Origin of the sequence: Actinoplanes sp. NPDC023801 (assembly GCF_040639655.1) — a bacterium.
Classification (GTDB): Bacteria; Actinomycetota; Actinomycetes; order Mycobacteriales; family Micromonosporaceae; genus Actinoplanes.
This window is the reverse complement of the sequence record NZ_JBFAAI010000011.1, coordinates 56847-70271: the sequence shown is the minus strand read 5'-3', so window position 1 is coordinate 70271 and position 13425 is coordinate 56847. Positions and strand designations below refer to the sequence as shown.

The 13425-nt window shown below is 70.0% G+C and carries 12 protein-coding genes; 5 read left to right on the top strand and 7 right to left on the bottom strand.

Going from position 1 to position 13425, the window contains the following annotated elements; all coding sequences use genetic code 11:
- Positions 1-5: 5 nt before the first annotated feature.
- Together AB0G04_RS20815 and mqnE are read right to left on the bottom strand one after the other, a co-directional pair.
- Entirely contained in the window at positions 6-413 is a 408-nt protein-coding gene (locus tag AB0G04_RS20815) for a hypothetical protein (protein ID WP_360984860.1), read from the bottom strand.
- A 19-nt stretch (positions 414-432) separates the two neighbouring features.
- Positions 433-1602, bottom strand: a complete 1170-nt coding sequence (gene mqnE, locus AB0G04_RS20810) for an aminofutalosine synthase MqnE (protein ID WP_360984857.1) — start codon at positions 1600-1602, stop codon at positions 433-435.
- A 199-nt stretch (positions 1603-1801) separates the two neighbouring features.
- Here mqnE and AB0G04_RS20805 point away from each other — a divergent pair, with 199 nt between their 5' ends.
- Positions 1802-3499 (top strand): NlpC/P60 family protein, encoded by a 1698-nt coding sequence (locus tag AB0G04_RS20805; protein ID WP_360984854.1) that lies wholly within the window; start codon positions 1802-1804, stop codon positions 3497-3499.
- Positions 3500-4685: 1186 nt separating this feature from the next.
- Here AB0G04_RS20805 and AB0G04_RS20800 read toward each other — a convergent pair.
- Positions 4686-4904 carry a hypothetical protein gene (locus tag AB0G04_RS20800; RefSeq protein WP_360984851.1) on the bottom strand — a complete coding sequence of 73 codons (219 nt, stop codon included), beginning with the start codon at positions 4902-4904 and terminating at the stop codon, positions 4686-4688.
- Positions 4905-6096: 1192 nt separating this feature from the next.
- Here AB0G04_RS20800 and AB0G04_RS20795 point away from each other — a divergent pair.
- From AB0G04_RS20795 to AB0G04_RS20785, 3 genes are all read left to right on the top strand, one after another.
- Positions 6097-6465, top strand: coding sequence for a hypothetical protein (locus tag AB0G04_RS20795; protein ID WP_360984848.1), 369 nt, complete (start codon positions 6097-6099; stop codon positions 6463-6465).
- Positions 6466-6787: 322 nt separating this feature from the next.
- A complete protein-coding gene (locus AB0G04_RS20790) occupies positions 6788-8671 on the top strand; it encodes a DEAD/DEAH box helicase (RefSeq protein ID WP_360984845.1) in 1884 nt (627 codons plus the stop codon).
- A 159-nt stretch (positions 8672-8830) separates the two neighbouring features.
- Positions 8831-9460 carry a putative glycolipid-binding domain-containing protein gene (locus AB0G04_RS20785; RefSeq protein WP_360984842.1) on the top strand — a complete coding sequence of 210 codons (630 nt, stop codon included), beginning with the start codon at positions 8831-8833 and terminating at the stop codon, positions 9458-9460.
- Here AB0G04_RS20785 and AB0G04_RS20780 read toward each other — a convergent pair.
- Genes AB0G04_RS20780 through AB0G04_RS20770 form a run of 3 tightly spaced genes read right to left on the bottom strand, consistent with a single transcriptional unit; the run spans position 9444 to position 12313 of the window.
- The gene (locus tag AB0G04_RS20780) at positions 9444-10724 is read right to left on the bottom strand and encodes a hypothetical protein (RefSeq protein WP_360984839.1); all 1281 of its coding nucleotides are present in this window, start codon (positions 10722-10724) and stop codon (positions 9444-9446) included. The two genes, AB0G04_RS20785 and AB0G04_RS20780, sit on opposite strands and share 17 nt — an antisense overlap.
- Positions 10725-10757: 33 nt before the next feature.
- A complete protein-coding gene (locus tag AB0G04_RS20775) occupies positions 10758-11855 on the bottom strand; it encodes a PLP-dependent cysteine synthase family protein (protein WP_360984836.1) in 1098 nt (365 codons plus the stop codon).
- 8 nt (positions 11856-11863) lie between these two features.
- Positions 11864-12313 (bottom strand): Lrp/AsnC family transcriptional regulator, encoded by a 450-nt coding sequence (locus AB0G04_RS20770; RefSeq protein ID WP_106329284.1) that lies wholly within the window; start codon positions 12311-12313, stop codon positions 11864-11866.
- Between the two features lie 212 nt (positions 12314-12525).
- Between AB0G04_RS20770 and AB0G04_RS20765 the strand changes: the two genes are divergently transcribed.
- On the top strand, positions 12526-12801 hold the full coding sequence (locus tag AB0G04_RS20765; protein WP_360984833.1) for a BldC family transcriptional regulator: 276 nt from the start codon (positions 12526-12528) through the stop codon (positions 12799-12801).
- Here AB0G04_RS20765 and AB0G04_RS20760 read toward each other — a convergent pair.
- Positions 12798-13421, bottom strand: a complete 624-nt coding sequence (locus AB0G04_RS20760; RefSeq protein WP_360984830.1) for a UbiX family flavin prenyltransferase — start codon at positions 13419-13421, stop codon at positions 12798-12800. The genes AB0G04_RS20765 and AB0G04_RS20760 overlap by 4 nt on opposite strands.
- Positions 13422-13425: the final 4 nt, after the last annotated feature.

Here is a 13425-nt window from a genome sequence, read left to right as displayed (position 1 = left end):
CTCCCTCAGCCGTACCGATGGCTGAGCCACCGGAGGCCGTAGAACCAGACCAGGCAGTACACGACCGTACCGGTGACCGCGCCGGAGCCGCCGCTGACCAAGGGCGGAGCGACCTCGGCCACCAGGCCGGCCACCGTCATCCCGGCCGCGGCGCCGAAACCCGCGCCGAGACCACCCACCATGATGCGGTGCGCACCGAAGCCTTCTGCGCGGAACTCCTCGACGAACAGCCAGACGGGCAGAATCAGCACCAGCCAGCCGTTCGACTCGCCGAACCGGCCGAGGCCGGTCAGTGCCATCACCGTCTCGAAGACCAGCAGGACCGCGGCACCGACGGCCAGCCCGGCGAACGCCGAACCCAGCAGGTCGCTGATGGTCGCCAGCCGACCGCCGGCGTCTTTCTGCTGGGTCATCGGCCCACCGTCTCCCGTGTCAGGCCCAGATCTTCTGGGGCTCGCTGCGGCGCTCGGCAAGCGACGGCGCCTTCTCGTACTCGCGTACCACCTGATAACGAGTGTCCCGCTCGACGGGCTGGAAACCCGCGTCCCAGATCAGGTGAAGAAGATCGTCGCGGTGCATGGTCTGCGGTGTCCCGTACGAGTCGGCGTCGTGGGTGATCTTGTACTCCACGACCGAGCCGTCCAGGTCGTCGACACCGAAGTTCAGGGACAGCTGGGCGACCGACAGGCCGTGCATCACCCAGAAATTCTTGACGTGCGGCACGTTGTCGAACAGCAGGCGGGACACCGCGAAGGTCTTCAGCGACTCGGCCGGCGCGGCCATCGTGGTGCGTTCCTGAATCCGATTACGGACCTTGCCGTCCTTCGAGTCGTGGAAGTCGTGCTGGTAGCGCAGCGGGATGAAGACCGCGAAACCGCCCGTCTCGTCCTGCAGCTCGCGCAGCCGGAGCACGTGGTCGACGCGATGCCGGTGCTCCTCGATGTGGCCGTACAGCATGGTCGACGGGGTTTTCATGCCCTTCTCATGGGCCAGCCGGTGGATCCGCGACCAGTCCTCCCAGTGGCAGTCGTGGTCGACGATGTGCTGCCGGACCTCCCAGTCGAAGATCTCGGCGCCGCCGCCGGTCAGCGACTCCAGCCCGGCGTCCATCAGCTCGTCGAGGATCTCGCTCGCCGACAGGCCGCTGATCTTCTCGAACCACTGCACCTCGGTCGCGGTGAAGCACTTGAGCTTCACGTTCGGCAGCGCGGCCTTCAGCTCGCGCAGTACCTTCGGGTAGTACCGCCAGGGCAGGTTCGGATGCAAACCGTTCACTATGTGCAACTCGGTGAGGTGCTCGCCCTCCATCTCCCTGGCCTTGCTGACGGCCTCCTCGATGCGCATCGTGTAGGCGTCGGCCTCCCCCGGCTTGCGCTGGAAGGAGCAGTACGCGCAACTGGCCGAGCAGACGTTGGTGAGGTTGAGGTGCCGGTTGACGTTGAACATCACCCGGTCACCGTTCAGGAGCGTGCGCCGGTGATGTGCCAATCGGCCGAGCCAAGCGAGATCGTCCGAGGCGTAGAGTGCGATGCCGTCGTCCCGGGTCAGTCGTTCACCCGCGTAGACCTTCGCCTCCAGCTCGCGCTTCAACCCAGCATCCATGTGCACGAGCGTACGACGGGCCCCTCGACTGGCCTGCGGCACCATTGAGGTGAATAATTCTCAGCGTCCTCCCATCTTCATTCGATCGACATCGGTACGGCGCTTGCGGTATGAACCTTTAGGGACGACAAGCGACGGGTCGGCCGTTGCGGACGGGGAGCTCATGAGCAAGCCAACGCGGCACGGAAGACCGCACAGCATGCGATTCGTGCATCCGCGCCTCCGTCCGTTCGCTCTCTCGGCCGCCGTCGCTGCAGCGATCGCGGCACTCTTCCAGCCCGTTCCCGCCATGGCGGACCCGGTCAGCACGACCGGCAGTGTCGCCTCGGTGCCCGACACCGGCTCGCGCCCCACTTCGACCGGATCCCTGGTCCTGCCCGGCGCGCCGGTCTCCACGCCGAGCCCCACCACGCCGTCCCTGATCATCCCCGGTGTCGCCGCCAGCCCGATCATCCAGAAAGTGGAGAAGGGCCGCGCCGAGATCGCCGCGCTCGGCGATCAGCTGATCCGCGTGGGCCAGGAGCGTGACCTGGCCCAGACCCAGCTCACCAACGCGACGCAGCGGGTCACGGCCACCGAGCAGGCGGTCGTCCAGGCCCGCGCCTCCGCCAAGGACGCCGCGTCCGACACCATCCAGCAGGCCGCCGCACTGCCGCCCGGCGCGATCGACTCCGGCCTGGCCGAGCTCGACGCCCTCGCCCGCATGCAGCTCGGTGACGCCAGCTCCTACGAGGCCGCGGCCCGTCGCCTCCTCGCCGCCGAAGAGGCCGCCCGGACCGCCGTCACCGACCGCATCGCCGCGGACAGCCGATACACGACGATCGCTGCCCAGTGGACGACCCTGAACACCAACCTCACCAAGAAGCAGGCCGCCCAGGCCAAGCTCGAGGCCGACAACCGAGCCGAGATCACCGCCGCCGAGACGCGCGCCACCGCCGCCGACCAGCAGCTCGGCGCCGAATACCTGGCCGGCAACGGCGCCGGGCGCGGCGCTGACCCTCGGGCCGTCAAGGCAGTGGAGTTCGCACTGGCCCAGCGCGGCGACCCGTATGTGTGGTCCGAGGAGGGCCCGGATCAGTACGACTGCTCCGGCCTGATGTTCGCGGCCTACCGCGGTGTCGGCTACCCGCTAGTCAGGGTCTCCCGCGACCAGTACTACCAGACCCGCGACCGCCAGGTCTCCCGCTACTCACTGCTCCCCGGCGACCTGCTGTTCTTCAGCTCCTCCAGCAGCTGGACGGGCATTCACCACGTCGCCATGTACGCCGGTGAGGGCATGATGGTCGAGGCCCCGCGCAGCGGGCTCAACGTCCGTCTCGCGCCCGTCCGGTGGACGCGCCTGTTCGCCGCCACCCGGATCTTCGGGTCGATCGAGGGCGAGACCGAGACGCCGGACCTCGGAGCTCCCGACCCCGACGAGCCGGTCAGCACGAAGACGCCGACGCCGGGCAGGACCACGACCAAGCCGCCGGGCGGCCCGTCGCCGAGCACGACGACGAAGCCTCCGGCCGGAGGGTCGCCGAATCCGGGCAACTCGTCCTCCTCGCCGGCGACGTCGCCGTCGACCTCGACGTCCCCGTCCGGTTCGTCCTCACCGAGCACGTCGGCGTCACCGTCCGCGAGCACGGCGCCGAGCGTCACGCCCGACCCGACCACCGGCCAGTCGCAGACCCCGGCCACCCCCGTCGAGACGACGACGTCGAAGACGCAGTCGGCGACCTCCACCTCGTCCTCCGCGACGAAGCCGGCGGAAACAACGACCTCGTCCTCCGCGACCAAGTCGGCGGGAACAACCACCTCGTCGGAGACCACCACCTCGACGGGAACGGCCTCGTCCTCCGGCAAGGCCTCGTCGCCGGCAACGGCTTCGAAGTCCGCCTCGTCCGGTGACAAATAGTCCGGCAGGCAGACCAAGGCCTCTCGGAGAGTCGCACCGGAACAGCCGGTCGGCCATCGGACCGCCGTAGCCGGGCGGACGACGCCGATGCCGGGTGTGTTCACACCGGCTGATGTGGCACGGTTAAGGTCAGCGCCCGGCGTCCGAAACGTCGTCGGCAGCGGTGGTCGGGAGGACCCATGGACGAGCAGCAGGCGACCAGGGACGGCGAGATCGGGACGCCGTCCGCTGCACGGCCGCCCGCGAACGAACCCGAGGGGTACGCTCCGCCGCCACCGCCCGCCCCTGGCGCCCTGTGGGCCTCCGGAGACACCACGACGCCCGCCTCCGGGACCTCTTCGGCGGCTCCGGTGTCCGCGTCGCCGGCTTCCACCCCCTCGGCTGCCGTGCCCAGGGCAGACGGCCCCTTGGACGCCGCGCCCGGGGCAGACGGCCCCTCGGACGCCGCACCTGCCGTTGGCGCTGCGATTCCCGCTACCGCCGCGATTCCCGCCGCCTCCGCACCTTCTGCCGACGCCTCCTCGGACGCTGAGCCTGCCGCGGCCCTCCCGTCCGGTGTCGACCCGTCCGACACCGCTGTCTCTGGTGCGGCGCCTGCCGGTAGCGCCAAGCCCACGGAGGACGGGCCTTCGGTTACCACCCCATCTGAACGTTCCAATTTGGAGCCTCCGGCCACCACGCCAGCCGAACCTTCCGGCCCAGAACTCTCGGCCGTCACACCGGCCGAACCTTCTGAGCCGGAACTCTCGGCCGTCACACCGGCCGAACCTTCTGAGCCGGAGCCCTCGGCCACCTCGACGTCCGAGCCTTCCGAGCCTTCCGAGCCTTCCGAGCCGCAGCTTTCAGCCGCTTCGCCGGCCAAGCAGTCCGAGCCGCAACTCTCGGCCGCTCCGACCTCAGACACGGACTCTGCGGCAACCGCCACGCCTTCCGAGGCCGATGCGGCCTCTGCCAGCGGTGCGGGCGCACGAGGCAGCGATGCGCCTAATGCTCCTGTCGTGAAAGCGTCGGCGTCAGTGCCCGCATCGGCCGGCGCATCCGGTTCAGCCCCAGCGGCATCGACGGTCCGGGCATCCGCCTCAGTGGCTCCGGTATCGGCCGCCCCTGCCTCTTCCGCTCCGGATTCCGGTGCACCTACCGCTCGGGCAGCCGCATCCGTAGCCCCCGTGTCGGCCCCGCCGGTATCTCAGGCCCCGAGCTCGGCCGCGCCGGCCGTCCGGGCTTCAGCATCGGTGAACCCGATCTCCGCCACGCCGGTCTCAGACTCCTCGCACTCCCCGACGCCGCCCGGATCAACCGCCCCCGCATCCGCCACATCTTCCGCCCGCGGCTCCGCCGCGCCTGCGGTCCGGGCATCAGCATCGGTGACCCCGGTCTCCGCCGCGCCCGCGACGCCCGTTTCCACGGCTTCGGACTCTGGGGTGGCCGGCTCAGCGGTTCCTGCGTCTGCGGCGTCTGCTTCGGGCAGTTCGACGGATTCCGCGGCGTCCGGCTCCTCCGCGATCTCACCCGTGTCCGGCGTTCCGGCGGCTCAAGTTTCTGGTGGTCAGGTTCCCAGCTCACCGTCGAAGCCGGTCTCGGCGGCTCCCAGCTCCGGGGTTGCACGAGTCTCCGTGCCCGGTGCTGTCCGTCCCACGGCCGACGAGGTACCTGCCTCGGCCCGTGCAGCTGCCCAGCCGACCGTTTACGGTGGCCCGGCGCAGTCGGGCGGTCCCGGCTCCGTCGCCAAGGCCGATCAGTCGGGTAGCTCCGGCTCCATCGCCAAGGCCGGTCAGTCGGGTAGCTCCGGCTCGGCCGCCGAGGCCGGCCAATCCGGTGGTCCCGATTCCCTCGCCAAGGCCGACCAGGCCGGTGGCTCCGACTCCATCGCCAAGGCCGGTCAATCCGCCGACCCGAAGCCCACCGAGCCGAAGCCCGCCGGACCCAAGCCGGACGAGCCGGCCCCCGGCGGACCGAAGCCCGCCGAGAAGGACCTGCCAGCCTCGGACGACCCGGAGCCTCGGAAGCCCGAGCCCGCCGGTCCGAAGAAGCCCGGCGCACCGGAGCCGGGTGACCCGCCGGCGCCTGACGGTCCCGAACCGGCCAGGCCTCAGCCGATCCCGACACGCCCGACTCCGCCGAAACCGGCCGAGCCGGAACCGGACCTGCCGCCGAGGCCGATCCCGACGCCCACCCCGGAGCCGGTCCCCAGCCCCGTCCCGCCAGGCCCCGGCCCGACGCCTGTCCCCCCGGGTCCCGGCCCGGACCCCGTGCCCCCGGGTCCGAGCCCGAGCCCGGCCCCTCCGGGCCCGATTCCGGTGCCGCCGGGCCCCGTGCCGCCCACGCCGGTTCCGCCGAGCCCGGTACCGCCCGGCCCTGGTCCCAGCCCAGTACCGCCGGGTCCAGGTCCCAGCCCGGTTCCACCAGGTCCCAGTCCGAGTCCGGTTCCCGGGCCCATGCCGCCCGGCCCTGTTCCGCCGTCCCCGAGGATCGGAAACGGTCTGCCCAGCTACACCCTGCCGCCCAGTGCCGCCTCGGCAGGACTGCCACCGGCCCCGCAGAGCGCTCCTCGTGGAACGCCGTACCGGGGTTACCCGTCGTCGCCGGAGAACATCGAGATGACCCAGCCGGTCTCTGCCGCAACACCGCAGCCGACCCAGTACGGCAATCCACCGACCACCCCGATCAGCCCGGTCGCGGACGGCGTTCCGCAGCAACGCGGCCAGGGCACCGTGTACAGCACCGGCGGTTATCCGGCGATCGACATGACGATGCCGGTCTCGGACCCGGTGGAGAACTCCGGTTCGCTGACCGGCCACATCCTCGCCCAGGGCTGGTATGACGCCCCGGTGGACCAGCGAAGCAGCAACCTCAAGGTGGTCATCGCGATGCTGGTCGTTCTGGGCCTGCTGGTGACGGTGAGTTTGGTGTTTGTATTCACAGCCGGTGACGCTTTCACGGACTTCCTGAGCAACCTGACGGGCTGACCGGCGGGCGCTCGGCAACGCCTGTCGAAGGTGTGATCTGGCGTACTGACGCAGGTCCGACAGTGCGGCACGGCTCCGGCGTTTTGGCGACCGGGGCCTCGACCCTTTAAGCTTGCGCGGTTGCGCACTGGGGTGAGCCGGCCCACTACCCGACCGGAATGCGGTCGGCGGTTCCGATGTTCACCCGTACACTGATGTTAGTTATTGACGCGGCGTGCCCACCCGGTGCACGCCACGGGCGTTCTTGCGGGCATTTCAGCGAGCGGTTGTCACAGACCGCGGCGGGCCATTCGCGAGCATGCGCCCCCGTAGAGAGGTTCTCTTGACCACTTTCGCTGAGTCCAGCACGTTCCCGTCCGTCTTCGACAGCAACACCCCGGAAAACGAAACTCCCGAGACCACCGTCGTCGAGGTGGAGGCCGTGGCTGAGGCCGAGATCGCCGCCGCGCCGGTGAAGACCTTCGCCGACCTCGGTCTGCCGGCCGAGATCATCCGCGTCCTGAGCCGCGAGGGCATCAACACCCCGTTCGAGATCCAGTCCGCGACCGTGCCGGACGCGCTGGCCGGCCGGGACGTCCTGGGCCGTGGCCAGACCGGCTCGGGCAAGACTCTCGCCTTCGGCCTGCCGGTGCTCACCCGCGTCGCCCAGGGTGGCCGGGCCCGCCCGCACTACCCGAAGGCCCTGATCCTGGTTCCCACCCGTGAGCTGGCGATGCAGGTCGCCGACGCGCTCATGCCGGTGGGCCGTGCGGTCGGCGTCTTCCTGAAGACCGCCGTCGGCGGAGTTCCCTACGACCGCCAGATGGACGCGCTCCGTCGCGGCGTCGAGGTGATCGTCGCCACTCCGGGCCGGCTCGCCGACCTGATCGAGCGTGGCGCCTGCAAGCTCGACGACGTCGAGGTCACCGTGCTCGACGAGGCCGACCAGATGGCCGACATGGGCTTCCTGCCCGAGGTCACCGATCTGCTGGCCAAGACGCCGGAGAACGCGCAGCGCCTGCTCTTCTCGGCCACTCTGGACGGTGACGTCGACGCGCTGGTCAAGCGCTTCATGCATGACCCGGTGACGCACTCGACCGCTCCAGCCGAGGCCAGCGTGTCCACCATGGAACACCACATGCTGCTGATCCCGCCGCCGGACAAGTTCCCGATCACCTCGTGGATCGCGAACCGGGACGGCAAGACCATCGTGTTCGCGCGCACCCAGATGGGCGTGGACCGGCTGGTCGAGCAGCTCGCGGCGGTCGGTGTCCGGGCCGGTGCCCTGCACGGCGGCAAGACTCAGCGTGTGCGTACCCGTACGCTCGCCGAGTTCAAGGAAGGCCGGACGAACGTCCTCGTCGCCACGGACGTGGCGGCGCGTGGCATCCACGTCGACGGCATCTCGCTGGTCATGCACGTGGACCCGCCGAAGGACCCGAAGGACTACCTGCACCGGGCCGGCCGTACGGCGCGGGCCGGCGAGTCCGGCGCGGTCGTCACGCTGGTTCTGCCGAAGCAGCGCCGCACCACTCAGGCGATGTTGTCCAAGGCCGGGGTCTTCCCGGCTGAGGCCCGCATCCGCCTGGGCGACGAGAAGCTGGCCGAGATCACCGGTGCCCGCGAGCCCAGTGGTATCCCGGTCGTGGAGGAGCCGGAGGCCCGTCGCGAGCGTTCCGGTGGTTCCCGTCGCTTCGGTGACCGCCCGCGCGGTGACCGTCCGCAGCGTTCCTACGGCGACCGGCCGCAGCGTTCGTTCGGCGACCGCCCGTCCGGCGACCGCTCCTTCGGTGACCGCAACGAGCGCACATTCGGCGACCGCCCGCAGCGTTCGTTCGGCGACCGCCCGTCCGGCGACCGCTCCTACGGCGACCGCCCGCAGCGTTCGTTCGGCGACCGGCCGTCCGGGGACCGTTCGTACGGTGACCGGCCGTCCGGTGACCGTCAGCGTTCCGACCGTCCGTACGGTGACCGTTCGTTCGGTGACCGGAACGGCAGCGACCGCGGTGACCGCCCGCAGCGTTCGTTCGGCGACCGCCCGCAGCGCTCCTTCGGCGACCGCCCGGTAGGCGACCGCCCGGTAGGCGACCGTCCTGCCGGCGACCGTTTCGGCGACCGGCCGGCCGGCCCTCGCCGTGACGCTCACCGCGCCGACGGCCCGCGTAGCGACCGCCGCGAGGGTCCGGGTGGCCGCTTCGGCACACCCCGCCCGGCTCGCAGCTACTGAGCCACTGATCGAAGCCCCGGCCGCATCGAGCGCGCCGGGGCTTAGCCCTTTCCGGAATCTTTCTCCGGTACGGCGGGCGAGGCCGGCGGTGACCGACCCACCGGGGTTGATCTTCCGGCAGGAACGGCGGGATCGGGCAGAAACGGGTAGGTTACCGACATGCCGCTGCCCAAGGTGCTGTTCTGGGAACGTACCGACGCTCCCGGCGCCGAGCATGTCCTGCTGGAGGAGCGTGCCGGCCTGTATGCGAGCGGGACCGTTTTGGCCGCCGCGCCGGTTCCGTTCGCCTGCCGGTACGAGGTGGGGACCGGGCCGGACGGGGTGACGGCCCGGCTGAATGTGCGGGCCGAGGGTGCCGGCTGGGCCCGGGGTGTGCAGCTCGAGCTGGCGGCGGGTCGTTGGCGCGTGACCGCTTCGGAACAGGGCGATCTGGATGCTGCTCTGGTCGCGGCCGGCCACGCGCGTGCGGGCCTGCCCGGGTGCGCCGACCCTGATCTGTTGTACGGGGCGTTCGACGCCGATCTGGGCAGGTCTCCGTTGTTCAACTCGCTGCCGGTCCGGCGGCTGGGGTTGCTCGCGTCGGAGGCGGGCGTCGCGCACCGGCTGAGCGTGGCCCGGGTGCTGGTGCCGAGTCTCGAGGTGCTGCAGGCGGATCAGATCTACACGCCGCTGGGCGAGAGCCGGGTGCGGATCGCGAGTGAGACGTTCAGTACGGACCTGACCTGTGACTCCGACGGTTTTGTGGAGGACTATCCGGGTTTGGCGCGCCGGGTCAGATCCGCTGCTTGATCCAGGTGACGCAGGTCTTGTCGACGGTGGTGAAGGGTTTGCCAAAGGCGGCGCGGGAGGCGGGGTCGAGCTCCTCGCCACGCTGGAGCACTCGCTTGACGAAGTCGAGGAGCCGCGCCTGGCCGTACCGGTCGGCCATGCAGCCGACCGCGTAGTGGCCGGTGGCGTAAAGAGCGCCGACCGTCAGATCGTCGGATTTACCGGTGAGCTCGGGGCGGACGATCGACTTGATCTCGCCGTGTTTGCGGGTCCAGTTCTGCAGGGCGTACCGGCTCTCGGTGCGTTGCGGCTGCTCGGCCGTGGACCCGATGTACTCGGCGATGCCCTCGATGAGCCACAGGTCCTTCTGCGGGTCCTGGTTGGTGGACGGCACCAGGGTGACGGCGTGCGCCATCTCGTGCTGGACGGTGAGGCCGAGCTGGCGGTTGGAGTCGAGGACCTCGCTGGCCTTCAGGATAATGTCGCTGCCGGTCTGGTTGAGGGCGATGTGATAGCCGACGACCCATTTCGAGAGCTTTCCGCCGTACCAGCGTTTCCATGACTTGTCGTCGGCCAGGTAGATCCGGTAGCGGTCGGGCCGTTCGGTGGTGAACCGGTCGACCACGGTGGCGGCCTTCTCGGCGGCGGTGAGCACCCGGTTCAGGTTCTTGGCCTGTCCGGGCGGTCCGGCCACGATCACCCGGTCGCCCCGGACGAAACGCAGCTCGGTGTTCTCCCACGGGGTCGGCTGCAGGTAGTTGCGGTCCTTCACGTCGGCGATCGCCGTGACGACGTAGGCGCCGCGGCGAAGCGTGAACGTCAGGTCGTACAGGACCTTCGGGGCGCCGGCCCCGCTGCGGCTGTCCCAGGCGGGGCACCGGGCGGCGCTGAGGCAGTATCCGAGCGTGACTCTGGTGCTCACCGTTGCCTCGGTGCTGCGGGCCATGACCTCCACGTCGTAGTCGGCCCGGCTGATCTCCAGGCCGCGCAGGTTGCGGTAGATGGCCCGGTAACGGCTGCGCACCTTCGGGTCGACCGGGGCCAGCCATGCCTTCTCGTCACTGTTCAGCAGGGCGTCGATCTGACCCTGGAGCACGCCGCGGACCCGCTGTTCGAGCTGCGTCGGCAGATCCGGGGCGGCCGCCTCGACCGGGGCGGCGGTCGCGGGCGCGGGCCGGTCGGAGTCCGGCCAGAACACCGGTCCCGCGGTCAGTGCCAGCAGGAGGACGCCGAGGGCGCCGAACGCTCGCGCCCACCATTCCGACCATCGTCGATCTTCCTCCACGCGCCGGATCTAATCACGGCACGTCGATGTGTGTCAGCCCGGCCAATCCCCGCCTTCCAGGAATCGCCGAATCACCCCCGCGTACGGGGCGATCTCCAGGCCCTGAGCGGCCACCCAGTCGTCGGAGTAGTACGTGTCGGCGTAGCGTTCGCCGCCGTCACAGATCAGCGTCACCACCGATCCGGTCCGCCCGGCCGCACGCATCTCCGCGATCAGACGGAACGCGCCCCACAGGTTGGTCCCGGTCGAGCCGCCGAGCCGCCGGCCGAGTACGGCCGAGCCGGCCCGCATGGCCGCCAGCGACGCCGCGTCCGGCACCTGGATCATGCGGTCCACGACCGAGGGCAGGAAGGACGGTTCCACGCGTGGCCGGCCGATCCCTTCGATGCGCGAGCCACGGCCGGTGACCGTGGCCCAGTCGCCGGTGAGGTAAGCCTGCCAGAACGCTGACCCCTCGGGATCGACAACGCAGACCTTGGTGTCGAGGCGACGGTAGCGCGCATAGCGGCCGATGGTGGCGCTGGTGCCGCCGGTGCCGGCCCCGATCACGATCCAGGCCGGAACCGGATGCCGTTCCAGGGCCAGCTGGCTGTGGATCGACTCGGCGATGTTGTTGTTGCCGCGCCAGTCGGTGGCCCGCTCGGCGTAGGTGAACTGGTCCATGAAGTGCCCGTCCAGGTCGGCGGCGAGTTTCCGGGCCTCCGGCACCACCTGGGTCGGATCGGACACGAGGTGACATCGGCCACCCTGGAACTCGATCAGCGAGATCTTCTCCGGGGAGGTGGCGGCCGGCATCACGGCGATGAACGGCAGTCCCAGCATCCGCGCGAAGTAGGCCTCGCTCACCGCGGTCGAGCCGGACGACGCCTCGACGACAGTGGTGGACGGGCCGATCCAGCCGTTGCACAGTGCGTACAGGAACAGCGACCGGGCCAGGCGGTGCTTCAGCGAGCCGGTGGGGTGCGACGACTCGTCCTTGAGGTACAGATCGATGCCCCACGGGACCGGCAGCGGGAACGGCAGCAGGTGGGTGTCGGCGGAGCGGTTGGCGTCCGCCTCCACGTGGGCGATCGCTTCGCGGGCCCAGTCCCGGGAGACGCTGTCGGAGCGGTCGAGCTTGGTGAGGTCCATCCGCGGCCTCAGCCCAGGCCGGGCTGCGGGCGGTTCTCCCACTTGGTGGAGAGCGCGATCGCCGTCCGGGTCGAGGCGACCCCCGGTGTCCGATTTATTCGCACGATCAACTGCTCCAGTTCGGCGATCGTGCCAACGCGCACGGTGAGCTGATAAGACTCGACGCCGGCCATGAAATAGCAGCTCTCCACCTCGGGCATGGCACGGACCGCGGCGAGGACGTCGTCGGTGTCGGCGCCCGAGTCCTCGATGATGCCGATCAGGGCCGTCACACCCAGACCGATCGCTTCGTGGTCGATGTCGGCGCGGTACCCGCGGATGGTTCCGGCGGTCTCGAGCTTACCCACCCGCTCATGCACGGCGGGGGCGGAGAGGCCGACCTTGCGGGCCAGTTCGGCGTACGACGAGCGTGCGTTCTCCCGTAGCAGGTCGATCAGCCGGAGGTCGATGGAGTCCATGGTTGAAACCCTAATCGGGTGGCGCTCCCACCTTCACGCCCGGTAGCGGCGAATGGGGGGCAGGATAATGACCACTGTCGCAATCGGGGCTTTTTCCGCATTTCACGGACTTGGTTCAGGGGCGGTGCTCTAATGACTTTACGTCCCGATCGAGCACGCCGACACTCACCGTGACCACCGGCCGCTCCAGAAACCGAACCGAGGAGGGGGTTGTGGACACTGGAGATCGTCTGCTGACACCGGGCGAGGTGGCCGCGTTGTTCCGCGTCGACCCTAAGACGGTCACGCGCTGGGCCGCCGCCGGCCGTATCGGCAGTATCCGTACTCCCGGTGGACACCGCCGATTCCGTGAGTCCGAAGTTCGCGCGCTGCTAGAGGGCGATGGCGTTATCGAGGAGATGCGCGAGGACGACGCCGCCAACAAGCCCCGTAACAACGGCCCCACCAACCCGGGGCAAGGTTACGGACCGCCCAACGGCCTGCGTTAAGCGTTCCTCTCACCCAATTCGCCCGTCCATCTGCGAAAAAGTGTGTGCGGTACGCCCAAAGCGTCCAGTACTTTTCCGGCCACGAAATCGACTAGTTGTTGTGCTGTCGCGCCGGCCCCGGAGCCATAGAAACCGGGGCTGGCCGGCAGTACCACCGCACCGGCATCATGCAGGGCGATCAGGTGCACCAGGTGACTCCGGGTGACCGGCGTCTCGCGGGGCACGACGACTGTCCGGCGCCGTTCCTTGAGATTGACCTCCGCCGAACGCTGGAGGAGATCTTTCGACAGCCCGATGGCGATCCCCGCGCACGCCGCGGTGCTCGCGGGCACGACGGCCATCCCGCGGGCCGGGTAGGAGCCACTGCTCGGGCCGGCGGCCAGGTCCCCGGCGGGCCAGTAGGCCAGATCGCCCAGATCCCGGCCCAGCCAGGCGGCCACGTCGTCCTTCCAATGCGCGTCCCGTACCGTCGCGCCCGTCTCGTCCAGCAGCGTGAGCCGGGCGGCACGGGAAACGACCAGGTCGACGGACTCACCGGCGTCCAGAAGGGCGCTCAGCACCGCCTTGGCATAGGGGGTCCCGGAGGCCCCGGAGACGCCGACGATCCACGGTTCGCGCATGACA

Coding starts and splice junctions, on each gene's coding strand:
- AB0G04_RS20815 (WP_360984860.1), bottom strand. CDS start 413: ATGACCCAGCAGAAAGACGCCGGCGGTCGGCTGGCGACCATCAGCGAC.
- AB0G04_RS20805 (WP_360984854.1), top strand. CDS start 1,802: ATGCGATTCGTGCATCCGCGCCTCCGTCCGTTCGCTCTCTCGGCCGCC.
- mqnE (WP_360984857.1), bottom strand. CDS start 1,602: ATGGATGCTGGGTTGAAGCGCGAGCTGGAGGCGAAGGTCTACGCGGGT.
- AB0G04_RS20770 (WP_106329284.1), bottom strand. CDS start 12,313: ATGGACTCCATCGACCTCCGGCTGATCGACCTGCTACGGGAGAACGCA.
- AB0G04_RS20775 (WP_360984836.1), bottom strand. CDS start 11,855: ATGGACCTCACCAAGCTCGACCGCTCCGACAGCGTCTCCCGGGACTGG.
- AB0G04_RS20785 (WP_360984842.1), top strand. CDS start 8,831: ATGCCGCTGCCCAAGGTGCTGTTCTGGGAACGTACCGACGCTCCCGGC.
- AB0G04_RS20760 (WP_360984830.1), bottom strand. CDS start 13,421: ATGCGCGAACCGTGGATCGTCGGCGTCTCCGGGGCCTCCGGGACCCCC.
- AB0G04_RS20795 (WP_360984848.1), top strand. CDS start 6,097: ATGACCCAGCCGGTCTCTGCCGCAACACCGCAGCCGACCCAGTACGGC.